General features: G+C 71.7%; 28 protein-coding genes. 15 read left to right on the forward strand and 13 right to left on the reverse strand.

Translation table 11 applies throughout. The features are described 5' to 3' along the window. Positions 1-22: 22 nt before the first annotated feature. The 4 genes from H5965_RS30965 to H5965_RS30980 all read right to left on the reverse strand — a co-directional run bounded on the left by H5965_RS30965 (position 23) and on the right by H5965_RS30980 (position 4100). Positions 23-727 carry an MOSC domain-containing protein gene (locus tag H5965_RS30965; protein WP_310974267.1) on the reverse strand — a complete coding sequence of 235 codons (705 nt, stop codon included), beginning with the start codon at positions 725-727 and terminating at the stop codon, positions 23-25. Positions 728-879: 152 nt separating this feature from the next. Beyond that, complete coding sequence (locus tag H5965_RS30970; protein WP_310974269.1) at positions 880-1656, reverse strand: mechanosensitive ion channel family protein; 777 nt, start codon at positions 1654-1656, stop codon at positions 880-882. 321 nt (positions 1657-1977) lie between these two features. Beyond that, positions 1978-3195 carry an ABC transporter permease gene (locus H5965_RS30975; RefSeq protein WP_310974271.1) on the reverse strand — a complete coding sequence of 406 codons (1218 nt, stop codon included), beginning with the start codon at positions 3193-3195 and terminating at the stop codon, positions 1978-1980. Beyond that, a complete protein-coding gene (locus tag H5965_RS30980) occupies positions 3192-4100 on the reverse strand; it encodes an ATP-binding cassette domain-containing protein (protein ID WP_310974273.1) in 909 nt (302 codons plus the stop codon). Before H5965_RS30980 ends, H5965_RS30975 begins: the two co-directional genes overlap by 4 nt. A gap of 118 nt (positions 4101-4218) precedes the next feature. On the opposite strand from H5965_RS30980, the gene H5965_RS30985 reads away from it, so the two are divergent. From H5965_RS30985 to H5965_RS31015, 7 genes are all read left to right on the forward strand, one after another. Further along, positions 4219-5433 (forward strand): helix-turn-helix domain-containing protein, encoded by a 1215-nt coding sequence (locus H5965_RS30985; RefSeq protein ID WP_310974275.1) that lies wholly within the window; start codon positions 4219-4221, stop codon positions 5431-5433. Between the two features lie 74 nt (positions 5434-5507). Then, positions 5508-5945 (forward strand): VOC family protein, encoded by a 438-nt coding sequence (locus H5965_RS30990; RefSeq protein WP_310974276.1) that lies wholly within the window; start codon positions 5508-5510, stop codon positions 5943-5945. 21 nt (positions 5946-5966) lie between these two features. Then, entirely contained in the window at positions 5967-6422 is a 456-nt protein-coding gene (locus H5965_RS30995; RefSeq protein ID WP_310974278.1) for a nitroreductase family deazaflavin-dependent oxidoreductase, read from the forward strand. 182 nt (positions 6423-6604) lie between these two features. Next, complete coding sequence (locus H5965_RS31000) at positions 6605-7528, forward strand: ACP S-malonyltransferase (protein WP_310974280.1); 924 nt, start codon at positions 6605-6607, stop codon at positions 7526-7528. Beyond that, the gene (locus tag H5965_RS31005; protein WP_310974283.1) at positions 7525-8508 is read left to right on the forward strand and encodes a beta-ketoacyl-ACP synthase III; all 984 of its coding nucleotides are present in this window, start codon (positions 7525-7527) and stop codon (positions 8506-8508) included. The genes H5965_RS31000 and H5965_RS31005 overlap by 4 nt, the downstream gene beginning before the upstream one ends. 74 nt (positions 8509-8582) lie before the next feature. Further along, positions 8583-8828, forward strand: a complete 246-nt coding sequence (locus tag H5965_RS31010) for an acyl carrier protein (protein ID WP_004559006.1) — start codon at positions 8583-8585, stop codon at positions 8826-8828. Between the two features lie 28 nt (positions 8829-8856). Beyond that, positions 8857-10107, forward strand: a complete 1251-nt coding sequence (locus H5965_RS31015; RefSeq protein ID WP_310974303.1) for a beta-ketoacyl-[acyl-carrier-protein] synthase family protein — start codon at positions 8857-8859, stop codon at positions 10105-10107. 51 nt (positions 10108-10158) lie between these two features. Here H5965_RS31015 and H5965_RS31020 read toward each other — a convergent pair whose 3' ends face one another. Together H5965_RS31020 and H5965_RS31025 are read right to left on the reverse strand one after the other, a co-directional pair. Further along, on the reverse strand, positions 10159-10755 hold the full coding sequence (locus H5965_RS31020) for a hypothetical protein (RefSeq protein WP_310974304.1): 597 nt from the start codon (positions 10753-10755) through the stop codon (positions 10159-10161). A 31-nt stretch (positions 10756-10786) separates the two neighbouring features. Beyond that, entirely contained in the window at positions 10787-11290 is a 504-nt protein-coding gene (locus H5965_RS31025) for a DUF3145 domain-containing protein (RefSeq protein ID WP_191315073.1), read from the reverse strand. Between the two features lie 275 nt (positions 11291-11565). On the opposite strand from H5965_RS31025, the gene H5965_RS31030 reads away from it, so the two are divergent. Further along, positions 11566-13959 carry a hypothetical protein gene (locus H5965_RS31030; protein WP_310974306.1) on the forward strand — a complete coding sequence of 798 codons (2394 nt, stop codon included), beginning with the start codon at positions 11566-11568 and terminating at the stop codon, positions 13957-13959. Positions 13960-13962: 3 nt separating this feature from the next. Here H5965_RS31030 and H5965_RS31035 read toward each other — a convergent pair whose 3' ends face one another. Continuing rightward, entirely contained in the window at positions 13963-15351 is a 1389-nt protein-coding gene (locus tag H5965_RS31035) for an NAD(P)/FAD-dependent oxidoreductase (protein WP_310974307.1), read from the reverse strand. A 139-nt stretch (positions 15352-15490) separates the two neighbouring features. Between H5965_RS31035 and H5965_RS31040 the strand changes: the two genes are divergently transcribed. Beyond that, on the forward strand, positions 15491-15880 hold the full coding sequence (locus tag H5965_RS31040; protein ID WP_310974309.1) for a histone-like nucleoid-structuring protein Lsr2: 390 nt from the start codon (positions 15491-15493) through the stop codon (positions 15878-15880). A gap of 16 nt (positions 15881-15896) precedes the next feature. Here the strand turns inward: H5965_RS31040 and H5965_RS31045 are convergent, their stop codons facing one another. The 5 genes from H5965_RS31045 to H5965_RS31065 form a co-directional block, all read right to left on the reverse strand. Beyond that, a complete protein-coding gene (locus H5965_RS31045) occupies positions 15897-16628 on the reverse strand; it encodes a lipoate--protein ligase family protein (protein ID WP_310974312.1) in 732 nt (243 codons plus the stop codon). Continuing rightward, entirely contained in the window at positions 16625-18013 is a 1389-nt protein-coding gene (locus tag H5965_RS31050) for an NAD(P)(+) transhydrogenase (Re/Si-specific) subunit beta (protein WP_310974313.1), read from the reverse strand. Before H5965_RS31050 ends, H5965_RS31045 begins: the two co-directional genes overlap by 4 nt. After that, the gene (locus tag H5965_RS31055) at positions 18010-18312 is read right to left on the reverse strand and encodes an NAD(P) transhydrogenase subunit alpha (RefSeq protein WP_091319377.1); all 303 of its coding nucleotides are present in this window, start codon (positions 18310-18312) and stop codon (positions 18010-18012) included. The genes H5965_RS31050 and H5965_RS31055 overlap by 4 nt, the downstream gene beginning before the upstream one ends. A gap of 5 nt (positions 18313-18317) precedes the next feature. Beyond that, positions 18318-19430, reverse strand: a complete 1113-nt coding sequence (locus H5965_RS31060) for a Re/Si-specific NAD(P)(+) transhydrogenase subunit alpha (protein ID WP_310974315.1) — start codon at positions 19428-19430, stop codon at positions 18318-18320. A 123-nt stretch (positions 19431-19553) separates the two neighbouring features. Continuing rightward, positions 19554-20213: a TetR family transcriptional regulator gene (locus H5965_RS31065; protein ID WP_310974317.1), complete on the reverse strand. Its 660-nt coding sequence runs from the start codon at positions 20211-20213 to the stop codon at positions 19554-19556. 94 nt (positions 20214-20307) lie between these two features. On the opposite strand from H5965_RS31065, the gene H5965_RS31070 reads away from it, so the two are divergent. From H5965_RS31070 to H5965_RS31090, 5 genes are all read left to right on the forward strand, one after another. Further along, positions 20308-21366 (forward strand): FAD-binding oxidoreductase, encoded by a 1059-nt coding sequence (locus H5965_RS31070; protein ID WP_310974318.1) that lies wholly within the window; start codon positions 20308-20310, stop codon positions 21364-21366. Between the two features lie 11 nt (positions 21367-21377). Then, entirely contained in the window at positions 21378-22484 is a 1107-nt protein-coding gene (locus H5965_RS31075; protein WP_310974320.1) for an acyl-CoA desaturase, read from the forward strand. Between the two features lie 7 nt (positions 22485-22491). Continuing rightward, complete coding sequence (locus H5965_RS31080) at positions 22492-22692, forward strand: hypothetical protein (RefSeq protein ID WP_310974321.1); 201 nt, start codon at positions 22492-22494, stop codon at positions 22690-22692. 339 nt (positions 22693-23031) lie between these two features. Next, a complete protein-coding gene (locus H5965_RS31085; protein WP_310974322.1) occupies positions 23032-24294 on the forward strand; it encodes a sensor domain-containing protein in 1263 nt (420 codons plus the stop codon). Positions 24295-24303: 9 nt separating this feature from the next. Beyond that, on the forward strand, positions 24304-24948 hold the full coding sequence (locus H5965_RS31090) for a response regulator transcription factor (RefSeq protein WP_310974324.1): 645 nt from the start codon (positions 24304-24306) through the stop codon (positions 24946-24948). Here H5965_RS31090 and H5965_RS31095 read toward each other — a convergent pair. Further along, positions 24933-25592: a TetR/AcrR family transcriptional regulator gene (locus H5965_RS31095; protein ID WP_310974327.1), complete on the reverse strand. Its 660-nt coding sequence runs from the start codon at positions 25590-25592 to the stop codon at positions 24933-24935. The two genes, H5965_RS31090 and H5965_RS31095, sit on opposite strands and share 16 nt — an antisense overlap. Positions 25593-25664: 72 nt before the next feature. On the opposite strand from H5965_RS31095, the gene H5965_RS31100 reads away from it, so the two are divergent. Then, positions 25665-26876 carry an MFS transporter gene (locus H5965_RS31100; protein ID WP_310974329.1) on the forward strand — a complete coding sequence of 404 codons (1212 nt, stop codon included), beginning with the start codon at positions 25665-25667 and terminating at the stop codon, positions 26874-26876. Positions 26877-26881: the final 5 nt, after the last annotated feature.

Consider the following 26881-nt stretch of genomic DNA (forward strand, 5'->3'; position numbering starts at 1 on the left):
TGCTCGCCGGCGGGCGAATTCCCTAGGGAGTGTGAGGGGCGAGACATCCCACGGACTGGACGTCCCCGACGCGGAGCGTGCCGCCGCGGACGACCCGGGCGTGCACGCCGAGCGTCATGCCGTTCGCGCCGGTGATCGTCTTGAGCAGCCCGGGCGCGGCCGGGAGCCCGTCCCAGGGCAGGTCGACCATCACGCAGCGGACGGCCTTGCGCAGGATTTCCAGCTCGACCTCGCCGATCCGGACGTGCCGCCCCAGCCAGGCCTCTTCGGCGAGCTCCGGCGCCGGGCCGGTGTCGAGCAGGATGTTGGGCCGCAGCCGCCGCGCGTCGATCCCGGCGCCGGGAGCGCGCTCGGCCAGCCAGGCCAGCGACGACGTCGTCAGCAGGTGGACGGCGGCCTCGTCGTGGTGCGGGACGTCCGCTTCCTTCGTCAGCGCGACGCCGGGCCGGCCGAGGGCGGCCGCGATGTCGGCGTCGCCCCGGGCGGTGCGGCCGTCCGGCAGGGTCACGACCGGGACGTCACCGTCGTAGCGGGCGGCGAAGGTGTTCAGGCCGGGCATCCGCCGGAAACGGCGGGTGTTCTTGCCACTGCCGAACTTGCCGTCCGGATCACGGACCGCGTACAGGCGGTCGCCGTCGAGGCCGCGTTCGCCGACCTTCGCCTCGGCCAGGCGTTCGCCGGCCATCGACTTCACCGGATAGCGCCACAGCGCCGCGACGACCCCCATGCCATGAGGGTAACGGGCACCGCGGGATGTCCCGAATGAGTCATTCGCGGCTTCGCAGGTCCCGAATGAGTCATTCGCGACTTCGGAGCGCGGCGCGGGCCCGGCGGCATCCCCGTCCGCCGGGCCCGCGCCACTCCCCCGCGATCCTTCGATCAGACCTGCGGGCGCGGGGTGCCCACCGGCGGCGTCGGGGTGCTGTCCACGCCGACCGCCGCGCGCGGGGCGGCCGGGCCGGTGCCCATCTCGCCCGTGCGCTGGGCCGGGGTCTCCAGCTGGTGCTCCATGTTCGCCATCCAGCCGCGCCAGCGGTCCTGGGCCGGCTTGATCAGGCCGCCGCCGAAGCCGACCACGATCACGCCGCCGATCGTCGCCAGCACCGCGATCAGCACCGGGCCGGTGATCGCCGTCGCGATGTTCACCTGTCCGAGGGCCGCGATGATGCCGAACGCCATGATCAGCCAATAGGCCCCCAGCGACAGCGGGCGGGCCGCGCCCCGGCCGGACAGCGCGGACGCGACGACGTCACGCACCACCTTCGCGATCGCCGCGGCCACCACCACGAGCACCAGCGCCACCACGATCCGCGGCAGGAACGCGATGATGTCGTTGAGCAGCTGGCTCACCGGGTTGGTCGGCCCGAACACGCCGAACGCCAGCTGCAGCGCGATCAGCAGAATGAAGTAGTAGACCAATTTGACCAGGATCCCGGTCGCGTCGATCTTCTGCTGGCCGACCTTTCCGCTCAGCCCGGTCCGCTCGACCAGTTTCCCGAAACCGGCTTTCCCGAGCACGAGCGCCAGCCCTTTCGAGACGGCTTTCGCGATCAACCAGCCGATCAGCAGGATGATCAGGAATCCCACGAGTTTCGGGACGAACGTGGCCACCATGGCCCACGCCTGCCCGAGCCCGTCCTTCAGTTGCTCGCCCATACCGACTCCCTCCACGGATTTGCACCGGATCGTCGATCAAGTACCCAGGGGCGGCAACTCGTGCGCCCCACGATCGAGTGAGACGACTGGCGCGCGAAGATCACCCGTGGCCATACTGGTTCTACCGGTGGGGACCGGGGAGACGAGGCCGTCCGGCGCAGCGTAAACCGCAAGCGCCGGGCGGCCTCGAGCATTTAGCGCACACGCCCCCGCAACCGGACGATTCCGGCCCCGGAGCGCGGGGCCGGCACCGATGTCGCGAATGACTCATTCGGGACGTCAGAGGTCCCGAATGAGTCATTCGCGACGTTCGCCGGGCGCTCAGGCCGCGCGCAGGGCGTCGCGGAGTTTCACTTTCGCGCCGGTGCGCATGACGGCGTTCCGGTAGATCCGCGCGGCAAACCAGATCAATACCGGAATCAGCAGCACCACCAGCCCCACCGACACCACGGCTTCCCACACGGGCACCCCGCCCATGGCCAGCCGCATCGGCATCAGCGTCGGCGAGAACACCGGGATCACCGAAAGCACCTCGACGAACGTGTTGCCCGGATCCGACGGCAGCACCGAAATACCGATCACGTACCCGGCGATCACGAACATCAGCGCCGGCGTCGTCACGCCGCCGACGTCCTCCTGGCGCGAAACCAGCGCCCCGAGCGCGGCGAACACGATCGAGTACATCAAGAACCCGAGCAGGTACCAGACGATCAGCCAGACGACCGTGCCCACCGCCGCCGAGACGGAGATCGTCAGCACGTCGGTGGCCAGCGCGGTCACCACCCCGCCGACGCCGATCACGACCATCTGGATCAGCCCGACCGCCCCGATGCCGAGCACCTTGCCCGCCATCAGCTGCCACGGCTTGATCGTCGACAACAGCAGCTCGACCACGCGCGAGGTCTTCTCCTCGACGACGCCCTGCGCGACGATCTGGCCGTTCATCAGCAGCGACATGTAGATCAGGATGCCGGCGATGATGCCCAGCACGAGCTGCTGGCCGTTGTAGTCGTAGGGCTGCTCCAACGGCGGGTCCTCGACGAACTTCGCCGAGGCGACCGCTTCCTGGAACCGGGCCGGGTCCCCGCCCAGCGCCGCGACCTGCTGGCTGACCGCCACCTGCTGCGACAGCACCTGCAGGACGTCCTTCAGGTTGCCGTCGAGGTCCTTCTTCACCTGGACGTGCAAGCTCTTGCCGTCGCCGGTGAGCAGCGCGTCGAGCGAGCCGTCGGCCAGCTTGGCGCGCCCGGCGGCCTCGTCGGCGACCGGGATGACGTCGACGGTCTCGCCGATCGCCTGGCCGGTCGCCTTCAGCGGCGCCGAGAACCCGGCGGTCGCCGGGGTGTAGCCGACCTTCGAGTCGGCGCCGCCACCGGAGAACAGCTTGATCGCCAGGATGCCGACCACGATCAGCAGCAGCGTGACCGCGGTGCTGATGCGGTAGGCCTTCGACTTCAGGCGGGTGCTGATCTCGCGCGAGGCGACCAGGCCCACCGCCGCCGCGGGGCTCATCCGGACGTCCGGAGCCGGGGTGGTCATGCCGGGACCTCCTGGTGGGTGACGACGGAGCGGAACAGTTCGGTCAGTGACGGCTGTTCGCGGGCGAACTCGCGGACCGGCCCGGTGGCCAGCGCCGCCTTGAGCACGGCCTGGTCGTCGGCGTCCGCGCCCAGCTCGAGCTCGGTCACCGCGCCCGTCCGGCCGAGCACCTTCACCCCGGGCAGGCCGTCGGCCCACCCGTCGGCGGCCTCGGGGACGTCGACCCGCAGCCGCAGCGCGCCGCCGGCACGCAGCTCGTCGACCGTGCCCTTGGCGACCATCTGTCCACTGCGGACGATGCCGACCCGGTCGCAGAGCCGTTCCACCAGATCGAGCTGGTGGCTGGAGAACACGACCGGCACCCCCTCGGCCGCCTTTTCCTTGAGCACCTGGCTCATCACGTCGACCGCGACCGGGTCGAGACCGGAGAACGGCTCGTCGAGCACCAGGATCCGCGGCTCGTGCACCAGCGCCGCGGCCAGCTGGACGCGCTGCTGGTTGCCGAGCGAGAGCTTCTGCACCTCGTCGTCGCGGCGGCCGGCGACGCCCAGCCGTTCCGTCCACTTGGTCACCGACGCCTGCGCGTCGGCGGCGGGCATGCCGTGCAGCCGCGCGAGGTACGTCAGCTGCTCGGCCACCTTCATCCTCGGGTAGAGGCCGCGTTCTTCGGGCATGTAGCCGATGTGGCGGCGCGTTTCGTGCGTCACGGGCGCGCCGTCGTAGCGGACTTCGCCGGCGTCGGCGGAGAGCACGCCGAGCGCGATCCGCATGGTCGTGGTCTTGCCGGCACCGTTGCTGCCGACGAAGCCGAACAACTCGCCCGGACGGACGTCGAAGGTCATTTCGCGCAGGGCGACCACGTCGCCGTAGCGTTTGGAGATCCCGTCTATTTCCAAACCGGTCATTCCGGTTCCCCCGTTCTCGTGTGGCCCCGATCCTAGGCAGTGCGTACACGCGCCGCCTACCCTCGCGCGTTGCCGCGAGGGGCTACCAAAGTTGCGGGCACGTAGGATCGCCTCCGCCATGGATGGAACCACCGCCCCGCGCCGGGTGCCGAAGCACCACGGACTGTCCGCGAAGACGCTCCGGCGGCTGGAGCACGCGTCCGGCAGCCTGGCGAGCGCGAGCATCTCGGTGATGGAGCGGCGGCTGCCCTGGTTCGCCCGGCTGCCCGCCGACCAGCGCGCGAGCGTCCTGCTGATCACCCAGGCCGGGGCCGCCGGGTTCGTCGACTGGCTGCGGGACTCCAAAGAGGCGCTGAAGCTCACGACCGAGGCGTTCCGCGACGCGCCGGCCGAGCTTTCGCGGTGGATCAGCCTCCGCCAGGCGGTCGGCATGGTGCGGCTGGCCATCGAGGTGTTCGAGGAGCAGCTGCCCGATTTCGCCGCGAACGAAGCCGAACGGGCCGCGCTGATCGAAGGGATCCTGCGCTACGGCCGGGAAATCGCCTTCGCGGCGGCGAATTCCTACGCGGCGGCGGCGGAAGCACGCGGCGCCTGGGACGCCCGCCTGGAGGCGCTGGTCGTCGACGGCATCGTCCGCGGCGACGCCGAGGAGTCGGTGCTCTCCCGGGCGACGGCGCTGGGCTGGGACCCCACGGCGGCGGCGACGGTGCTGGTCGGCAACCCGCCGTCGGAGGACCCGCCGACGGTGGTGTTCGAGGTCCGCAGCCGCGCGGCCCGCGTCGGGCGTCCGGTCCTGCTGTCGGTGCAGGGTTCCCGGCTGGTGGTCGTGGTGGGCGGCCCGACCGACGGCGGGGTGAAGGAGCGGGAGATCCTGACCCGGATGTCGGTGGCGTTCGCCGACGGCGCGGTGGTGGCCGGCCCGACGGTGCCGACGCTGGCGGAGGCCCACCACAGCGCGACGGAGGCGTTGTCGGGGCTGCGCGCGGTGGTCGGCTGGCCGGGCGCGCCCCGCCCGGTGCGCTCGGGCGACCTGCTGCCCGAGCGCGCGCTGTCCGGGGACGCGGAGGCCGAGCGCCTGCTGGTGGACACGATCGCGCGCCCGCTGGAGGAGGCCGGCCCGACGTTGCAGCGCACGGTGGAGGCGTACCTGGAGAGCGGCGGCGTGCTGGAGACGTGCGCGAAGACGCTGTTCGTCCACCCGAACACGGTCCGCTACCGGCTGCGCAAGGCCGCGGACCTGACCGGCTGCCAGGCGACCGACCCGCGCGACGCGCTGGTGCTGCGGATCGCGCTGACCGTCGGACGGCTGGCGCGCGCCCGCGGCCTCTGGTGATGTCGAGAACCCGGCGCCGGCTTCGTCTCAAGGGCAGGAGCGGCCACCCGGCCGCGTGACCCGGGGAGAAACCCGTGACGATCCAGCGGATGGACAACGTCGGCGTCGTCGTCGACGACCTGGCGGCGGTGACGGCGTTCTTCGTCGCCCTCGGCCTGGAGCTCGAGGGCGAAGCGACGGTCGGCGGGCCGGAGGTCGACAGCCTCGTCGCGCTCGAAGGTGTGCGGTGCGACCTGGCCGTGGTGCGCACGCCGGACGGCCACGGGCGGCTCGAACTGATGAAGTTCCACGCGCCGGTGGCCCCGGCCGCCGGGGCCGCCGAGCCGGTCAACGCCTTCGGGATGCGCCGCATCATGTTCGCCGTCGAGGACCTCGGCACCGTCCTCGCTCGCGTGCGCCCGCACGGCGCGGAGCTCCTGGGCGAGGTGGTCGAATACGAGGGCAGCCACCGGCTCGCCTACGTCCGCGGTCCCGAGGGCCTCATCGTCGCGCTCGCCGAAAACCTCCGCTGACCCACTGGGAAAGGACACCTCATGGCCGTCGCCGACGACCTCGACCGCGCCACCGACTCCACCGACCCGCAGTGGGCGTGGGTGGCCGAACAGACCCGCGCCTACCTGGCCTCCGGCGGCGCCGTGGGCCACGAGTCGAACGGCCTGCGCACGCTCATCCTCGCCACGACCGGCCGCCGGACCGGGGTGCCCCGGCGCACGTGCTTGATCTACGGCACCGCGGGGGACGACTTCGTGGTCGTCGCGTCCAAGGGCGGCGCCGACGAGGACCCCGCGTGGTTCAAGAACCTCCTGGCCGAACCGAGCGTCGGCGTCCAGGTCGGCCCGCGCCGGTTCACCGCCCGCGCCCGGCCGGCCTCCGCGGCCGAGCGCGGTCCGCTGTGGACCACGATGGCGGGCCTCTTCCCGCTCTACGACGAGTACGCGCGCAAGACCGATCGCGTCATCCCGGTCGTCGTGCTCACCCCGCGGGAGTGAGCCTTCCCGAGACGGGCGTCACGTGATGGACTTAACAGCGAAAGGTGATTGAACCCGACAAGGCTTCCGGGTTACGCGCGAGCTTCTGCGGCGCGTCTTTGGAGGGTTCCGACAAAGACGCCGCACAGACACTGTGAACGTCGGCATCCCGGGGAACGCCCTCCGCCGTGTTGTCTTGAAGGGTGACAGCAGCAGTCCTCGCTCCCGGCCAGGGGTCCCAGGCCCCCGGTATGTTCACGCCCTGGCTCGACCTCGACGGCGCGCGCGAGCGCGTCGCGCAGTGGTCCGAGCGCGCCGGGCTCGACCTGCTCCGCCTCGGCACCGAGTCGGACGCCGACGAGATCCAGGACACCGCGATCGCCCAGCCGTTGATCGTCGCGCTGTCGCTGCTCACCTTCGAGCACCTCCAGGCCACCGCGCCGGTGCCCGCGGACGCGCCGGTCGCCGGCCACTCCGTCGGCGAGCTCGCGGCCGCCGCGATCGCCGGGGTGCTGAAGCCCGAAGACGCCGTCGCGCTCGCCGCCGTCCGCGGGGCCGAGATGGCGAAGGCGTGCGCGCTGGAACCGACGTCGATGGCCGCGGTCATGCTCGGGGACCCCGAGCAGGTCGTCGCGTGGCTCGGAGAGCAGGGCCTGACCGCGGCGAACCGCAACGGTGCCGGCCAGATCGTCGCCTCCGGTGCCGCCGACGCGATCGCGAAGATCGTCGCCGAGCCCCTCGAAGGCACGAAGATCCGCGCCCTCAAGGTCGCCGGCGCGTTCCACACGCCCTACATGGCGTCCGCCGAAGAGGCGATGCGCGCCCACGCCGCCGAGCTGACCCCGGCCGACCCCACCCGCCCGCTGCTGTCCAACGCGGACGGTGCCGTCGTCACCAGCGGGGCCGAGTACCTGGCGCGGCTGGTCTCCCAGGTCACCCGCCCGGTCCGCTGGGACCTGACGATGGACGGCCTGGTCTCCCTCGGCGTCACCCGCACGATCGAACTCGCGCCCGCGGGCACCCTGACCGGCCTGGTCAAGCGGCAGCTCAAGGGCGTCGTCACCACTATCACCGCGCTGAAGACGCCGGCCGAGCTGGCGGCGCTGCGCCAGGAGGACGCCTCGTGACCGACCGACCCGCCCTGAGCCTCAACACCGGCTCCCGCGGCAGCCGCGTGCTGGGCATCGGCAGCGCGCAGCCGGAGAAGATCGTCACCAACGACGACCTGTCCCAGATCATGGAAACCAGCGACGAGTGGATCCAGTCCCGGGTCGGGATCGTCGAGCGCCGGTTCGCCGAGAAGGACGAGCTGCTCACCGACTTCGCCGTCGCCGCGGGCAAGGCCGCGCTGGAGGACGCCGGGGTCGACCCGTCCGAAGTGGACACGGTCATCCTGCCGAACTGCACCATGCCGACGCTCATCCCGAACGCCGCCGCGCAGGTGGCGGCCCGGATCGGCATCCCCAGCCCCGGCGCGTTCGACCTCAACGCCGCGTGCGCCGGGTTCTGCTACGGCCTCGGTGTCGCCTCCGACCTGATCCGGGCCGGCTCGGCGAAGAAGGTCCTGGTCATCGGCGCGGAGAAGCTCACCGACTCCGTCGACCCGGTCGACCGGGCCAACGCGATCATCTTCGCCGACGGCGCGGGCGCCGCGGTGGTCGGCGCCTCCGACGAGCCGGAGATCGGCCCGGTCTCCTGGGGCAGCGCGGGCGACCTGGTCGACCTGATCTACATGCGCGACCAGAAGTACATCTACCAGGAGGGCCAGTCGGTCTTCCGGTGGGCGACCACGAAGATCGCGCCGATCGCGATGCAGGCGCTCGAGGTCGCCGGGCTCAAGCCGTCCGATGTGGACGTGCTGATCCCGCACCAGGCCAACCTGCGCATCGTCGAGGCGATCGCGAAGAAGCTGCGGGCCAACGGCGCCCGCGACGACATGGTCGTCGCCGACGACATCAAGTACTCCGGCAACACCTCGTCGGCGTCCATCCCGCTCGCGCTGGACCACATGCGCAAGGCCGGGACGGCGAAGACCGGCGACGTGGTGCTGGCGGTCGGGTTCGGCGCGGGCCTGTCCTACGCCGGGCAGGCGTTCATCTGCCCCTGACCACCGTTACGCTCCCCGCGGGCACTCGCCCGAGGGAAACAGACCCCCAGAAAGACCGAGAAGGGAACTACCCCATGGCTGACAACGCTGAGATCCTCGCCGGCCTCGCCGAGATCGTCGAAGAGGTCGCCGGTGTGGCTCAGGACGACGTCACCGCCGAGAAGTCGTTCGTGGACGACCTGGACATCGACTCGCTGTCGATGGTCGAGATCGCCGTGCAGGCCGAGGACAAGTTCGGCGTCAAGATCCCGGACGACGAGCTCGCCAACCTGAAGACCGTGGGCGACGCGGTGAACTACGTGTCGGCCAACTCGAAGTAAGTCCTCTTCCCTCCTTGAGGAGACTCCCATGAGCAACATCGACGTCGTGATCACCGGTCTCGGCGCCACCACACCGCTCGGCGGGGACGTCACGTCCACCTGGGACGGTCTGCTGGCCGGGGCGAGCGGGGTTCGCGCGATCGAGGCCGATTGGGTCGAGGAGCTGCAGCTGCCGGTCAAGATCGGCGGTCAGCTGGCCGTCGAGCCGACCGAGGTCCTGCCCCGGGTCCAGGCCCGCCGGATGGACCGCTGCGAGCAGGTCGCGCTGATCGCCGCCCGGCAGGCGTGGGCCGACGCCGGGTACACCGAGCCGACCGACGAGCACACCGACGTCGACCCCGACCGCCTCGGCGTGTCGATCGGCACCGGGGTCGGTGGCCCGGTCACCCTGCTCACCCAGAACGACCTGTTGCACCAGCAGGGTCTCCGCAAGGTGTCGCCGCTGACCGTGCCGATGCTGATGCCGAACGGCCCGGCCGCGCACGTGGGCATCGACCTCAAGGCGCGGGCCGGGGTGCACTCCCCGGCTTCGGCCTGTGCCTCGGGTGCCGAGGGCATCGCCAGCGGCGTGGAGATGATCCGCTCCGGGCGCGCCGACGTCGTGATCGCCGGCGGCGCCGAAGCGTGCATCCACCCGATCACGCTGGCCGGGTTCGCCCAGGCCCGCACGGTCTCCACGCGCAACGACGACCCGGCGAGCGCGTCGCGGCCGTTCGACGCCAACCGCGACGGCTTCGTCCTCGGCGAGGGCGCCGGCGTGGTCATCCTGGAGCGCGCGGACCTGGCGAAGGCCCGCGGGGCGCGCGTCTACGCGACGATCGCGGGACACGGCATCACCTCGGACGCCTACCACATCACCGGCAACCACCCCGAGGGCGTCGGCCAGATCGCCGCCATGCGCGCGGCGATGAAGATGGCCGGGGTCACCGCGGCGGACGTCGGGCACGTGAACGCGCACGCGACGTCCACTGTGGTGGGTGACATCGGCGAGGCGGCGGCGATCCGCAAGGCGGTCGGCGACCACGTGATCGTGACGGCGCCGAAGGCCTCGCTCGGCCACCTCGTCGGCGGGGCCGGCGCGGTCGAGGGGATCATCACGATCCTGTCGCTCTACCACGGCCTGGTGCCGGCCACCCGGAACCTGACCGACCTGGACCCGCGGGTGCAGCTGGACGTCGTCGCGGGCGAGCCGCGCAAGGTCGAGCTGACCGCGGCGATCAGCAACTCGTTCGGGTTCGGCGGCCACAACACCGCGCTGCTGTTCACCCCGGCGGCCTGACCGTCCCGGAACTGAAGAAGGGCCCGGCTCCGGCCGGGCCCTTCTTCAGTTTCAGCACTTCTCGTGTTCGGGTGGTGGCCCGCCGTCGATGGCGGCGACCTTCAGCGTCTTGCCGTCGGCCACCATCGGGATGACGAGCCGCCACTTGATGCACGGCTCGCGGAAGAACAGCGGGGCGTCCTCGACGTTCTGCCTGCTGGTGAACCCGACCAGGACGCGCAGCGAATTCCCGGACGAGCGCTCGATCCGGTAGACGAGGGCGTCGCTGTCCTCTGTGGTGCGAACGCCCTTCTTCCAGTCGCTCTGCGACTGGCCGGCGGCCCGCTCGTCGGTGACCACGGCGACCCACTGCTGGTACTGCTTGCTGTTGATGGCCGCGAAGTACTTCTGCAGCACCCGGCGCACGGCGTCGCCCTGCGGGTGCCGCTTGGCGTCGTCGGTCATCCGGACGTCGTCGTCCACCGCGGCCGGCGCGCCGACGCTGGACGGCGACGGCGTCGTGACCGCGACGGAGGTGTCGTCGACGGGCTGGTCGGGCCGGCGGTAGAGCTCGCGCGCGAGCAGGCCGCCGCCGACGGTCACGGACAGCACCACGACCACGACGGGCACCAGCCAGCGCTGGCGAGAGCTGGGGGCGGGGGTGGTCACGCGGAGAGCGTACCGGCCCCCGTCCCGGGGCTCAGCCGACCTGGTGCAGCCAGGTCACCGGCGCGCCGTCGCCGGCGTGGCGGAACGGCTCGAGCGCCTCGTCCCAGCTCGCGGCCAGGAGTTCGTCCAGCTTGTGCGCGAGGGATTCGCCGCCGCGGGTCATGCTGACGAGCGCGCGCAGCTGGTCCTCGCCCACCACGATGTCGCCGTTGGCGCTGGTCCGGCCGTGCCACAGGCCGAGGCCGGGCGCGAAGCAGAACCGTTCGCCGTCGACGCCCGCGCTGGGCTCTTCGGTGACTTCGAACCGAATCATCGGCCACGCCTTGAGGGCGGACGCCAGTTTGGCGCCGGTGCCCGCGGGCGCGCGCCAGCCGCACTCGGCGCGAAGCTGACCCGGACTGGCCGGCTGCGCCGTCCACTTCAGGTCAACGCGGGCACCCAGGGTGCCCGAAATGGCCCACTCGACGTGCGGACACACCGCAGACGGCGACGAGTGGACGTACACCACACCTCGGGTGCTGCCACGGGTGCTCACTGCTACCTCCGCTTGTTGCTCGACGAGGGACGTCTTCCCCTACGCCCTACTCCGAGCTTTCAGCGCGGGCCTCAGCGCGGCTCCCGAATGCCGCCTCCGATGCGTTGTAGCACATTCTGCACCCCAACCGTGCCGTTTGGCCACATGAACACCACAAGTCACCCGCCGCCCCACTTTCGGAGGGCACCGCGCCGTGCCGTCCCCGTGTCGCGCGGTTCGCTGCGCTGCGCGCGCTAGCGTGTTGACCCGGAACGACGAGCGGAAAGGGGCTTTCGGTGCGACTGGTGCGCCTGGAGAGGCAGCAGTCCCGGGTGGCGGACGACATCCGGGCCGCGCTGGCATCCCTGGGCCGCGGCAGCACCGTCATCGGCGGCATCGCCCTGGTGGGTGTCGGAGGCGTGACGGACCGCCCGATCGAGGCCGTGGTCCTGCTCCCCCACGGCGTGATCATCGTGATCGGCGTCGACCTCCCGGACCCGGCCCTGCGCCTGGAGGCGCCGTTGGGAGGCCCCTGGAAGGCGGACGGCTGGCCCCTGGTCGCGGACGACGATTCGGTGAACCCGGCCACGGAGGCCCTGGACGTTTCGCAGGCTTGCGAACGGCGAATTGCCGAACTGGTCCCGGGAACGGCCCCGGTGGGCACGATCGTCGCGGTGGGGCCGTACGTGGAGACGGTCGACCAGCCGGCGGCGGACCTGGCGGGCCCGGTACGAGTGCTGCACCCGACCCCGACGACGATGCTGGCGGCAACGGTGTCGTTGTGCACGGCCCACCGGCCGCGGTCGGTGGACCAGGTGCGGGCGCTGATCCGCGGTCTGGCGCCCTCGGCCCCGGAGTTTTCGGACGAAGTGCTGCTGGGCGAAGGCTTCAGCAGGTTGACGGACGACGCGCCTCCGGAGTCCCTTTGGGACGATCCCCCGGCGGTCGCTCCTGCTGCGGCTGGTTCGGCTGCTTCGGCTGTTTCGGTGGGCGTGACCGGCTGGCGGACGGAGACCCCGGCGGAGGCCACACCACCCGCCGACGCCGAACCCACCGAGGTGCTCCAGCCGGAACCGGACCGCGCAGCCGATCCCGAGGCGCGCCCGGTGTTCCCGGGCGCCACTTCGCCGCCGGCCGAACCCACCGAGGTACTCCGGCCGCCCGCGTCGGCGGAGCCGGACCGCCCCGCCGATCCCGAGGGGCGCCCGGTGTTCCCCGGCACGGAACCGTCCGGGTCCGCCGACGCCACCCGTTCGGATGGTCCGGAACCGGCTGAATCCGTTGCCGTCGAGACTGAGCGGACGGAAAACCTCCACCTGCCGTCACCGAGCGGCGAGCAGACCGCGGCTCCTGCCGACTCCGCCGATACTGACTCCCGGCCCGCCCAAGACGAACCGACCACACCCCAGACCCCCGAGCCCACGGCGGCGGACTCCCAGCCCGCCGCGGCCGAGCAGCTCGACCCGGAGCCCGCCCGAGCCGAGCCGGGCACTTCCCCGCAGCCAGCCGAAACCGGGCAAGCCGCGCCGCGCACCGCCGAGGCGCCCGACTCCCCACCCGCACGCCCCGCCCAAACCGGGCCAACCACTCCGCGTCCCACCGAGGCGGCGGCAGCGGGCTCGCAGACCGCCGTGCCCCAGCGGCATGTCCCGCGGGCCGAGCAAGCCGGGCCGAGCATTTCCCCACAACCGGCCGACGCCACCCAAGCCGCACCCGAGCAGCCCAACCCGCAGCCCACCAAAGCCGAGCCGAGCACTCCTCCACAGCCGACCGCCGGGCCGCCCCCCACCCAAGCCAAGCCGGGCATTCCTCCCCAGTCGACCGAAGCCGGGCCGACCGTCGCCCAAGCCGAGCCGAGCACCCCTCCCCAGCCGACCGCCGGGCCGCCCCCCACCCAAGCCAAGCCGGGCATTCCTCCCCAGTCGACCGAAGCCGGGCCGACCCCCACCCAAGCCAAGCCGGGCACTCCTTCCCAGCCAGCCGAAGCCGCGCAACCCGACCCCGCCCCCAACCCGCGGCAAGCACCCGAGCTCGCGCTGCCCTCCCCGCAGCCCTTCCCCCGCCCCCGGCCGAAGCCCGAACCCGCCACTCCGGCCCCCCGCACCGTCCGGTGGCTGCCGCTCGGCGCCATCGGTGGGCTCGTCCTCCTCGCCGTCGCCGCCATCGCCGTGGCCACCACCGGGGATGGCACCGCCGCCGCGCCCGCCCCTCCTCCCCCTGCCACCTCCCAGACCGCTCCGCCCACCACCGCCGTGCGGAGCCTCCAGTTCGCCCTCCGCGCCGCCGGTGGGGATCAAGGCTGTGCCTCGCACGCCTTCGGCGATGCCCAAGCCAGCCTTCAGCAGACCAGCTGCTCCGGCGTCAAACGCGCCAGCTACGCCGCCACCATCGACGGCCGCAACGGGGCCGTCACCGTCGGGATCGTCGCGTTCCCCGATGCCGCCCAGGCCGCCGCCTTCAAAGCCGTTGCCGATACGCCCGGCGGGGGCGGGGTCCTCGACCTCGCCACCGAGACCGGCCAGTGGGGCGCCACCCCGACGCCGCGCTTCGAGAACGCCGCCTACGCCAGCAAGCTCGATGGCTCGTCCGTGCGGCTCGTGCAGGCCGTCTGGGTGCCGGGACCGTCCACTGCGGACGATCCCGGCCTGGTCCGGGCCGCCAAGGCCGCCCTCGACCTGCCCGCCCAGTGACCCTCAGAGCCCGTACGCCTCCAGCAGCCGCAGCCAGACCTCGCTGATCGTCGGGAACGACGGCACCGCGTGCCACAGGCGGTCCAGAGGCACCTCGCCCACGATCGCGATCGTCGCCGAGTGCAGCAGCTCCGAGACGTCCTGGCCGACGAACGTCACACCCAGGAGCACGTTCCGCTCCGTGTCGACCACCATCCGGGCCTTGCCCGTGTAGCCGTCCGCGTGCAACGACGAGCCCGCCACCGCGATGTCGATGTCGACGACGCGGTCCGCCGAGCCCGGGCGCGCGTCCGCGAGGCCGACCGCCGCCACCTCCGGGTCGGTGAACACCACCTGGGGCACCGCGTGGTGGTCGGCCGTCGCGGTGAAGCGGCTCCACGGCGACGGCTCCGTGAACGTGCCCGCCGCCAGGGCCGCCACCGTGTCGCCCGCCGCGCGGGCGCCGTACTTGCCCTGGTGGGTCAGCGGCGCGCGGCCCGTGACGTCGCCCGCCGCGAACAGCCAGCCACCGTCCACTGCGGACACGCGGCCGGTGTCGTCGGTCTCCAGCGGGTGCCCGGGCTCGATGCCGAAGCGCTCGAGCCCGGCGGTCGCCGGACGGCGGCCGGTCGCCACCAGGAACTCGTCGACGACGAGCGTCGAACCGTCTTTGAGCGTCAACGTCGTCCCGGCGTCCCCCGCGGCCACCGAGGACACCCCCGAGTCCGTGTGCACCTGGACGCCGGCTTCGCGCAACCCCGCCAGCACGAGGTCACCGGCGAAGGAGGCGTTGCGCGGCAGCGGACGCGGGCCGCTGATCACCAGGTGGACCTCCGAGCCCAGCGACGCGAACGCCTGCGCCATCTCGACGCCGACCACGCCGCCACCCAGGACGCCGAGGCGCCCGGGCACCGAGGACGCCGACGTCGCTTCCCGCGAACCCCACGGCCGGATCGTGTCGAGGCCCGGGATCGTCGGCGTGCTCGGCACGCTGCCGGTGCACACGATCACCGCGTGCCGCGCGGTCAGGACGCGGTCGCCGCCGACCGTCACCTCCCGCTCACCGGTGATCTCGCCGTGCCCGCGGATCGGCTCGATGCCCGCGCCGCGGGCCCAGTCGACCTGTCCCGAGTCGTCGCCCTTGCCGGTGAACCAGTCACGGCGCGCGAACACCGCCGCCGGGTCGACCCGGTCGCCGACCGGCACGCCCGGCACCCGCTTGGCGGCGGCCAGCAGATTTCCCGGCCGCAGCAACGCCTTGCTCGGGATGCAGGCCCAGTAGGAGCACTCGCCGCCGAAGCGTTCGTGCTCGACGAGGGCGACCTTCAGGCCTCCGCGAGCCGCCCGTTCCGCGGCCACCTCCCCCACCGGACCCGCGCCGATCACCACTACGTCAAAAGTCTCTCCAGGCATGGGTTCAGGTCACACCACTACGCGGGATCACGCAAGCCAGCGGCTATCCTCCGTCAGGAAGCTGCAAGTTTTCGGCGGCACCGGATGCCGTCGGGCCCGGTGCGCGCGAACACACGAGTTCGAGCACGGGAGGTTTGTCGTGGCCAGGAACACGGCTGTGCAGGTGCTGGATGATCTGACCGGCGAGCCCGCGGCGGAGACCGTCGGGTTCGGGCTGGACGGCATCGACTACGACATCGACCTCTCCTTCGCCAACGCCGAAGCGCTGCGCGAACTCCTGCAGCGCTACGCCGACGCCGGACGCCGCACCGGCGGCCGCAAGAACCGCCCCCGGACCGTCCCCGGCGCGAAGAAGACCGAAGCGGAGAGAACCACCCCGAAAACGAAGGCCGCCAAGCCGAAGGCCGCCCCGGAGAAGAAGGCCGAACCCGCGAAGACCACCCGCACCAGGAAGGCCGCGGAGCCGAAGACCACCGCCCGCGCGGCCGCCCGCAAGGTGCCGACCGTCATGTTCTCGGCGGCCGAGTAAGTCCACAGTAGACGGCTCAGGCCGCGCGCTGGGCGCCGTCGGCGTGCCAGGACGGGTAGCGGTAGCGGGTGTGCAGCAACGCCCGCTGCCGCGCCAGCTCGGCCGCCGACGGCGGGCGGGGCACGAACGTCCCGAGCAGCTGCGACGCCGCCGCCCGCACCGCCGCCTCGACCGCCGGGAACCCGGGGCGCAGGCCGTGCTCGGCCAGCGACGCCACCGGGCTGCGGTGCGAGTCGAGCGGCCGCGGATCCGGCGGTGCGCTGGTCAGGTAGCGGCCGACGAGGCCGGCCGCCGTCTCGACCAGCAGCGTCGAGTGGGCCAGCAGGCCGGTCTTCGTGCGGAACACCGCGAACCCGCACAGCTTCGCGTCACCGATGAACAGCCCGCGGTCGCCGATCCGCGGCACCAGCCCGAGCTGGTCGACGGCGGCGCTCATCACCTGGCCGAGTGCCTCGAGGGGCCGGTCCGCCGGGCCGGGCAGGACCAACGTGACGTTCAGGTTGCCCGGGTCGTGGAACACGGTGCCGCCGCCGCTGGCCCGCCGCAGCACCGGGACGCCGTCGCGGACGCACTCGTCGACGCGCACTTCGCGGGCGATCCGCTGCCCGCGCCCCACCACGACGCAAACCGGGTTGCGCCAGAGCCACAGCACCGGTGACTCGGGCGCAACCCGGAGGAGCGCTTCGTCGAAAGCGAGATTCTCGGCCGGATCCGTGAACGCCGCACGAACATCCGACCCGGTCGTCATAGCGCCTTGAGTTCCTCCACGATCTCGCCCACCGACGACTTGGCGTCCCCGAAGAGCATGCTGGTCTTCGGATCGTAGAACAGGTCGTTGTCGATGCCCGCGAAGCCCGAGGCCATCCCGCGTTTCAAGACGATCACGGACCGGCTCTCGTTGACCTTGAGGATCGGCATCCCGTAGATCGGCGAGCTCGGGTCGGTCTGCGCGGCCGGGTTCGTGACGTCGTTCGCGCCGATCACCAGCGCGACGTCGGTCTGGGCGAACTCGGAGTTGATCTCGTCCATCTCCTTGAGCTGCTCGTAGGGCACGTCGGCCTCGGCGAGCAGCACGTTCATGTGCCCCGGCATCCGGCCGGCCACCGGGTGGATCGCGTAGGCGACCGTGATGCCCTTCTTCTCCAGCAGCTTCGCCATCTCGCGGACGGTGTGCTGCGCCTGCGCCACGGCCATGCCGTAGCCGGGCACCACGACGACCTTGCTGGCGTAGGCCATCTGGATCGCGGTGTCGGCCGCGCTGGTCGAACGCACCGGGCGGGCCTCCTTCGCCCCGCCGCCGGCCGCGACCGCGGGACCGCCGCCGAAGCCGCCCGCGACGATCGCCGGGATGGACCGGTTCATCGCCTTGGCCATCAGGTTCGTCAGGATCGAGCCGGACGCGCCGACGATCATGCCCGCCACGATCAGCGCCGTGTTGTCCAGCGCCAGGCCCATCGCCGCGGCCGAGAGGCCGGTGAAGGCGTTGAGCAGGGAGATCACCACCGGCATGTCCGCGCCGCCGATCGGCAGCACGACGGTGAGGCCGAGGATGCCCGCCGCCACCAGCAGCCCGATGATCAGCAGCTCGCTGTCGTTGCCGGTGATGATGAGCACCGCGCAGACGACCGCGATCGCCAGGAGCAGCAGGTTGATCGGCTGCTGGAGCTTGCCGAGGGTGATCGGGCGGCCGCTGATCAGCTCCTGGAGCTTGCCGAACGCGACGTTCGAGCCCCAGAAGGAGATCGAGCCGATGATGGCGGCGAACAGCGAGGCGATCGCGATGTACGCCGGTTCGTGGGCGTAGCCGTCGGTGGAGTTGAACTCGACCCACGCGATGAGCGCGACCGCGCCGCCGCCGACGCCGTTGAACAGCGCCACCATCTGCGGCATCGCGGTCATCTTGACCTTGCGCGCCGACGGCACGCCGACGACGACGCCGATCCCGACGCCGAGCGCGATGAGCACCCAGTTGCCCATCCCCGGGGTCAGCAGGGTGGCGACGACGGCGATGCCCATGCCGACCGCGGCGATCCAGTTGCCGCGGACGGCGGTGCGCGGGCCGGTCAGGCCCATCAGGCCGTAGATGAAGAGGGCGAACGCGATGATGTAGAGGATCGCGATGAAGTCCGTCACTTCTCGTCCTCCTCACCGGGCACCGGCTTCTTGGCCTTGAACATCGACAGCATCCGGTCGGTGACGAGGAACCCGCCGACGACGTTGATCGTGCCGAAGGCGATGGCGATCACCAGCAGGATCTTGTTGAACACGCCGTCGACGCCGAGGCCGAGCACGACCAGGCCGCCCAGCAGCACGATGCCGTGGATGGCGTTGGTGCCCGACATCAGCGGGGTGTGCAGGGTGTTGGGCACCTTCGAAATGACGGCGAAGCCGACGAACCCGGCGAGCACGAGCACCGCCAGGTTCTGCACCAGTGGGCTCACGACGCGCTCCCTTCGCGCCCGGCCACGCAGGCACCGGCGACGATCTCGTCTTCGAAGTTCAGCTCCAGCGCGCCTTCCTTCGTCACGAGCAGCTCCAGCAGCTCGACGACGTTGCGCGCGTACAGCTCGCTGGCGTGCGAAGGCATTTCGGCGGGCAGGTTCAGCGGGGAGGAGATGGTGACGTCGTGCTCCACGACGTCCTCGCCCGGCTTGGTCAGCTCGCAGTTGCCGCCGGTCTCGCCCGCGAGGTCGACCACGACGGACCCGGCGGGCATGCCCTTGACGGCGTCCGCGGTGACGAGGGTCGGCGCCTTGCGGCCCGGGACCAGCGCGGTGGTGATCACGACGTCGAACTTCGTGATGGCCTCGGTGAGCCGCCGCTGCTGCTCCTCGCGCTCTTCCGGCGTCAGCTCGCGGGCGTACCCCCCTTCGCCGACCGCCTCGATGCCGAGGTCGAGGAACTGCGCGCCGAGTGACTTGACCTGTTCGGCGACCTCGGGCCGCACGTCGTAGCCGGTGGTCTGGGCGCCGAGCCGTTTCGCCGTGGCGAGCGCCTGCAGGCCGGCGACGCCGGCGCCGAGGACGAGCACCTTGGCCGGGGGGACGGTGCCGGCCGCGGTGGTGAGCATCGGGAAGAACCGCGGGAGTTTCTGCGCGGCGAGCAGCACCGCGCGGTAGCCGCCGATGCTGGCCTGCGACGACAGCGCGTCCATCGCCTGCGCCCGGGAAATCCGCGGGATCGCCTCCATCGCGAAGGCGCGCAACCCCGCTTCTTCGAGCTTCGCGAGCCCTTCCGGGTTGCCGCGCGGATCGAGGAAACCGACGAGCACGGCGCCCCGGCTCAGTTTCGCGACTTCCCCCGGCGAAGGCGGGTTGACCTTCACGACGATCGGCGCGCCCCAGGCGTCGCCGAGTTCGGCGCCCGCTCGGGTGTACGCGTCGTCACTCAGGTGCGCGCCGGATCCGGCGCCCGGCTCGACGACGACGCGCAGCCCGCGCTGCGCCAGCCGCCCGACGAGCTTGGGCACCATCGCCACCCGCCGCTCCCCGGGGCGTGATTCGGCCACCACACCCACGGTGAGCTGCTGACTCTGTTCGCTGTCCGTCACACGACCTCCTCATCGGCGAGGCACGATCCGAGGGTTGTACCACGCCGGACCGACAGTCCCCAGTGACCTGGGTCGCAAGTCTGCCGGTTGTGCCGGGAAATACGAGCGTCGTGCGGGAAACGTTCAGGTCGTTTTCCAGTGCGGGACGCCCAGCAGGACCAGGCGCAGCCGTTTTTCCGCCGTTCCGGTGATTTTCGCGTCTTCGCCTGGGCGGGCTTCCAGCAGTTCGACAATGGTCGTCAGCATCACGGAAACGATCAAGTCGGCCAGCATGTGCAGGTCTTCGGTGCTCCACGACCGCAGCGGCGCGAACCGCGCGAGGTCGATCGCGAGGTCACCGGAGAACATCCGCAGTTCGACGCCGATCGCCTGGGCGAGCGGGCCGCCGGCGTACCGCTCGCGGGTGAGGAACCGGAAATGGTCCTCGTTCGCCCGGACGAATTGGTGCACCGTGGCCACCGAGGCGCTGATCATCCCCTGGTAGGTGTCCGGATCGGTGCGGGCGGAACGCATCATGCCGCGCAGCGTGCGCGTCGCCTCTTCGACGAGCGCGACGCCGAGGTCCTCCATCGTGGCGAAGTGCCGGTAGAAGGCCGTCGGGACGATGCCGGCGCCCTTCGCGACCTCGCGCAGGGACAGCGTGGCGAACGGGCGGTCGGCCAGCAGCTCGAGGGCGGTGTCCAGCAACGCCTGGCGGGTGCGCAGTTTGCGCTCCTGGCGGCTCACCGGCGTCAGTGGTTCGGACACGGGTTCCAGCGTACGGGTGTCCACCGCGTTGCTCACGTCACATCCTTCGCGTCTCGCGTTGACAGGGCGTCCACTCCTGCAGTGCACTATTGAGTGCACAGTCGTTCACTGTAACCGAGGAGGTTCGGAGATGACGGCGCTCATCCCCCGGCGGGTGCGCGGCCTCGCCTCGCTGGCCGAGGCGCTGCTGACGCCGCACGGGATGGACCGGTACCTGGAGCTCGTCGACCCGATGCTGGTCCGCCGCGAGATCCGGGGGCTGGTCACGGCGGTGCGCAAGCAGACGCCGGACAGCGTCACCCTCACCGTCCGGCCGAGCCGCGCGTGGCCCGGGTTCACCGCCGGCCAGTACGTCCGCGTGCAGGTGGAGATCGACGGCGTCCGGCGCACGCGCTGCTATTCGCCGTGCGGTTCGCAGTACGACGGCGAACTGGAGTTCACGGTCAAGGAGCAGGGCCTGGTCTCCGGGCACCTGAACCGGGCGATCGGCGTCGGCTCGGTCGTCAATCTGTCCACTCCGGACGGCGGCTTCACGCTCCCGGCCACCCGGCCGGACCGCGTGCTGCTGATCGCCGGCGGCAGCGGCATCACGCCGGTGCTCGCCATGGCGCGCACCCTGGTCGACGAAGGTCACCCCGGCGAGATCGTGTTCGTGCAGTACTCGAACGGCCCGGCCGACGCGCTGTACCGCACCGAACTGGCCGAGCTCGCCGCCCGGCACCCGGGGCTGCGGGTCGTGCACGCCTACACCCACTCGAAGGGCGGCGACCTGACCGGGTTCTTCTCGGTCGAGCACATCGAGCCGGGGTTCCGCGACGCGGAGACGTTCGTCTGCGGCCCGAAGCCGTTGATGGACGCCGTGCGCGAGGAGCTCGGTGAACGCGTGCACACCGAAGAGTTCACGCCGCCGGCGCTGACCTTCGACACGGCGGACGCCGAGGGCCGGGTGCGGTTCCGCCGCAGCGGCCGCGAATGCGCGAACTCGGGGAAGCCGTTGCTGGAGCAGGCCGAGGAAGCCGGGCTGGCGCCGGAGCACGGCTGCCGGATGGGCATCTGCTTCTCCTGCACCCAGCTGAAGACGGCCGGGCGCGTCCGCAACGCGCGCACCGGCGAGGTGTCCGGCGACGAAGACGAAGAAATCCAGCTCTGCATCTCCGTCCCGGTCGGGGACGTCGAGATCGACGCTTAGAGGAGATTGTCATGACCGGTCTGCAGGACCGCCTGACCCCGGAACAGGTCGAGGAGTTCGGCCGCGAGCTCGACGCGCTGCGGCAGCGGATCGTCGACGACCTCGGCCAGGAGGACGTCGACTACATCCACAACGTCATCAAGACCCAGCGCGGCCTGGAGGTCGCCGGGCGGGCGCTGCTGTTCGCCGGGTTCTTCCCGCCGGCGTGGCTGGCCGGCGTCGGCGCGCTGTCGCTGGCGAAGATCCTCGACAACATGGAGATCGGCCACAACGTCATGCACGGCCAGTACGACTGGACGCGCGACCCGGCGCTGAGCTCGCAGCGGTTCGAGTGGGACACGGTGGCGCCGGCGGAGAACTGGCGGCACTCGCACAACTACATCCACCACACGTACACGAACATCGTCGACAAGGACCGCGACGTCGGCTACGGGATCCTGCGGATGGACACCGCCCAGAAGTGGCACCCGTACTACCTGGGCAACCCGGTGTACGCGACGCTGCTGGCGATCTTCTTCCAGTGGGGCGTGATGCTGCACGACCTCGAGGTGGAGAACGTCGTCAAGGGCACGCGGACCTGGGCGGACAACGTGCCGGTGCTGCGGAAGATCGTGCGGAAGGCGTCGCGGCAGATCGGCAAGGACTACGTGCTGTTCCCGCTGCTGACCGGCCCGCTGGCGCCGCTGACGTTCCTCGGCAACGCGACGGCGAACCTGACCCGCAACCTGTGGGCGTTCGCGATCATCTTCTGCGGCCACTTCCCGGCGGACGTCGAAAGCTTCACCGAAGAGGAAACCGCTTCGGAATCGCGGGGCCAGTGGTACCTGCGCCAGATCCTGGGTTCGGCGAACATCACCGGCGGCCCGCTCTTCCACATCCTGAGCGGCAACCTGTCCCACCAGATCGAGCACCACCTGTTCCCGGACATCCCGGCGCGCCGCTACCCGCAGATCGCCGGCGAAGTGCGCGCGATCTGCGAGAAGTACGGGCTGCCGTACCACACGGGCCCGCTGCGCCGGCAGCTCTGGTCGGTGGCGAAGAAGATCGTGAAGCTGGCCCTGCCCGCCCCGCAGTCCCCGGCTACCGTGGAACCCGACCGGCAGCTCCGAGCAGCGTGAGGGTGACATGGTGGGCCAGTTCGAACGAGAGAAGGACACCCTGCAGGTGATCACCGAATCAGCGGCGACGCACGTCGGCAACATAGCGTCGATCATCACGGGAGCGATCCGCGACGTCGCCCGCGAAACGGGCGAGTGGCTCACGGACGTGATCGAGATGCGCGAGGCGGCCCAGCGAGCCCGGGAGGACGACCCGGACACGCCGTGACGCGGGTTTCGTGAACGGCCTCCTCGTGCTTCGGGGAGGCCGTTCACGGTTTCCGGCGGACGGAATTGTCGGTGGTCACCGGTAGCGTGGAAAACGGGGGGCGCCCCGGCGGGCCGGCGCCGCCTTCACGTGCCGCACCGAACGGAACCCGCCGGTCGACCAGCAGCAAGTACGCCAGGCCGGCGAACAGGATCCAGCTCGAAGCCCGGACCCGCTTCGCCGCCTTCCGACAGCGCGGACGACCAGGTCCCCGTTCGCCGGCACCCTGCGGAGTTCCGTAACCGACTCGGGGGAAAACCCCATGGGCAACCCCGCCGCCCGCGGGCAACACTGAATCCCGTGACCACCCTCGACCCACCCCACCCGCTGCGCCGCGTCTTCGGCCCCCTGGCCACGCGGGACTTCCGGGCCGAGTACCTCTGGCTCTGGCTCGCCGCCCCGCTCACCGTCTTCGCCCTGCTCACCTTCCTCGTCGTGCTCGCGGCCGGCCTCTGGCTCACCCCCGTCCTGCTCGGGTTCCTCGTCCTCGCCGGCGCCGTCTTCTACGCCCGGGGCATCGGGGCCGCCCACCGGATGCTCGCGAAAGCCCTGCTCGGCGTCAGCGTCCCCGCCCCACGGCGGCCCGAGCTCAAACCCGGGCTGTGGAGCTGGGTGAAGGCGCGCGTCGGCGATCCCGCGGGCTGGCGGGCCATCGGCTACCTGCTGCTGCGAATGCCGCTGACCCTCGTCGGGCTCGGCACCGTCCTCACCGCGACCCTCTACAGCTTCGCCGCCACCACCTACTGCTTCTTCTGGTTCCCGATGGGCGAACGGGAACTGCCCGTCTTCGACATCCGCGCCGAGCACTGGGCGGGTGCGCTGGCCTGGTCGGCGTCCGGGCTGCTCGTGCTGGTCGCGCTGCCGCGGGTGACGCACGCCTTCGCCGCGCTCGACAGGCTGCTGGTCGTCGGGCTGCTCGGCGAGCGCGACCTGTCCGCCCGCGTCCGCGACCTCGAAGCGAGCCGCGCGACCGCCGTCGAGGACGCCGCCCTGCGGCTGCGGCGCATCGAACGCGACCTGCACGACGGCGCGCAGGCCCAGCTCGTCGCGCTGGCCATGAAACTCGGCCTGGCCAAGGACGAGCTGGCCGACGTCGACCTCCCGCAGGTCAAGCAGCTGGTCACCGCCGCGCACGCCAACGCCAAGCAGGCCCTCACCGAACTGCGCGACCTCGCCCGCGGCATCCACCCGGCCGCCCTGGACGCGGGCCTCGACGTCGCCCTCGCCACGCTCGTCGCCACCTCCGGGATCGACGCGCAGGTCGCCGTCGACCTGCCGCGCCGCCCACCGCCGTCGCTGGAGACGATCGTCTACTTCAGCGCCGCCGAACTGCTCACCAACGCCGCGAAACACGGCGGGACGACGCTCGTCGAAGTCACCGAAACCCCGGACGTCCTGCTGCTGCGGGTGCGCGACACCGGTCCCGGCGGCGCCCGGATCGTGCCGGGCGGCGGGCTGGCCGGCGTCGCCGAGCGGCTGCGGACGGTCGACGGCGAGCTGACCGTCACCAGCCCGGCCGGCGGTCCGACCGAAGTGTCCGCGCGGGTGCCGCTGCCCCGCTAGGGTCGCGGCATGCGGATCGTCATCGCGGAGGACTCCACCATCCTGCGCCAGGGTCTCGTCGAGCTGCTGACCTTCCGCGGCCACGAGGTCGTCGCCGCGGTGAAGGACGCCGACGCCCTGCGCGAAGCGGTCAACGACCACGCCCCCGACGTGTCCATTGTGGACATCAGGATGCCGCCGGCGCACACCGACGAGGGCCTGCGCGCGGCGATCGCGCTGCGCCGCGAGCTCCCCGGCTGCGCGATCCTGCTGTTCTCCCAGTACGTCGAGACGAAGTACGCGGCCCAGCTGCTGGCCGACCGCGCGGGCGGCGTCGGCTACCTGCTCAAGGATCGCGTCGCCGAGGTGTCGGACTTCCTCGACGCGCTGCGCCGGGTCGCGGACGGCGAAACGGTCCTCGACCCCGAGGTCGTCAGCCAGCTGTTCTCGGCGACGCGCCAGACCGACGCGCTCGGCGGCCTCACCCCGCGGGAACGCGAGGTGCTGGGCCTGATGGCGGAGGGCCGGTCGAACTCCGCGATCGCGACGAAGCTGTTCCTCTCCCCCGGTTCGGTGGAGAAGTACGTGACGTCGATCTTCGGCAAGCTCGGCCTGCCACCGTCCGAAGGGGACAACCGCCGGGTGCTCGCGGTGTTGCGCTACTTGGATTCCTGAGCGAGCAGCCCGTCGACGAAGGCGCGCAGCCCGGCCCGGTAGGTGTCGCGCGCGGTCAGCTCCGGCCAGCGTTCCCCGATGCCGGCCAGCCCGGGGAACCGGGACTCGTCCAGGTTCGCGAACACCGAGTCGCGGTAACGGGGCCGGCCCTCGGCGGCCCGCCGCCCGGCGCGAGCGCGAACGAGGATCTCGCCCACCGTGTAGTACCAGATGTTCCGGTACAGCTCGACGGCCCGCTCCGGCGCACAGCCGCAATCGAGTGCCCCGCCGACGATACCCTCGACCATCCACAGCGCCGGCTCGCCCAGCAGGTCGTCGGCCGTCAGCACCTCCACGACCTGCGGCCAGGCGGCCAGCGCGTCGTGCATCACGGTCGCCGCGGCGACGATGCGGTCGCGCGGGTCGTCCGGCAGGGCCGGCCGCGGCAGCCGGCCGGCGTAGTGCTCGAGCAGCTGGATCAGCAGGTCGTCCTTGTCGCGCACGTGGTGGTACAGCGTCGTCGCGCCGACGCCGAGCTCCGCGGCGAGCCGGCGGATCGTCAGCTTTTCCCAGCCGTCCCGGTCGAGGATCACCCGCGCCGCTTCGAGGATCTGCTCGCGGGACGTCGTCGGCGGCCGTCCCATGCGGCCGGCGGGTCGAGGCATGCCCCCATCATGCCCGCCGTGCTACTTTCGGAACATGTTCGAAAAGTCGTCGGACAGAACTGGGGAACGATCATGACCACGGAAAGACGACCTGTCCTGGTGGTGTGCCTGGCGGTCTTCGGCCTGATGGCCGGCCAGCAGATGCTCAACCCGCTCCTGCCGCCGCTGGCCCGCGAATTCGGCTTCAGCGAGTTCGCGCTCGGCTCGGTGTGGGCGATCGGCGGGGCCGGTGTCGTGCTGGCCAGCCCGTTCTGGGGCCGCCGGACCGCGCGCTGGGGACACCGGCCGGTCCTGCTTCTCTCCCTGCTGGGCGCCATGGCGAGCCTGCTCGGCTTCGCCTTCGTCGCCCAGCTCGGCCTGGCGAAGGCGCTCGCCGTGCCGGTGCTGTTCACGGCCGTCCTGCTCACCCGCGGCGTCGCGTTCGGGCTGGCCTGGGCCGCGACGCCGGTGACCGCGCAGTCCTACATCGCCGACGTCACCAACGGCCCCGCCGCGCGCGTGCGGGGCATGGCGGTCTTCGGCGCGGCCCAGGGCCTCGCGCTCGCCGTCGGGCCCGCGCTGGGCGGGCTCCTGAGCCTCACCGGCAATCTGCTCGTCCCGGTCTACGCCGCGCCGGTCGTCTTGGCCGCGATCGCCGTCGTGATCACCTTCGCGCTGCCGAAGCCCCCGAAGCGCGTCACGCGGCCGGAGACGGTGAAGGTCAGCCCGTTCGACAAGCGCCTGTGGCCGTTCCTGACCCTCGGCTTCGGCCTCTACCTCGCGCTGGCGATCGTCCTGATGACCATCGGGTTCCTCGTGCAGGACCGCCTGCACCTGGCCGCGCAGGACACCGGGCGGGTGACGAGCCTGGTCATGCTGGCCGGAGCGGGGATGATCATCCTGGTCCAGGTGCTCGCCGTCCCGCGCCTGGACTGGACGCCGCTGCGGCTGGTCCGCGTGGGCGCGGTCGTCATGACCGCCGGGATGCTCGTGGTGGCCACCGGCTCGGACGGGTTCCTGCTCGGCGCCGGCGTGGGCGTGCTCGGCGCGGGGATGGGGTTCGCGACGCCGGGGTTCATGTCGGCGCCGACGCTGCCGGCCACCCGGGAGGAGCAGGGCGCGGTCGCCGGGCTCATGGGGTCGAGCAGCGCGCTGGCGTTCATGGGCGGGCCGTTGCTGGGCACCGGCCTGTACGAGATCGACCCGGTCGTCCCCTACCTCGCCAGCGCGGTGCTCCTGGCGGCCTTGACGGCGTTCGCGTTCACCCGCACCGGTCACCCCGCGAAGGAGCCCGTCGCTCCCTAGGCTGG

It is taken from the genome of Amycolatopsis sp. 505 (assembly GCF_031625235.1).
GTDB lineage: Bacteria > Actinomycetota > Actinomycetes > Mycobacteriales > Pseudonocardiaceae > Amycolatopsis.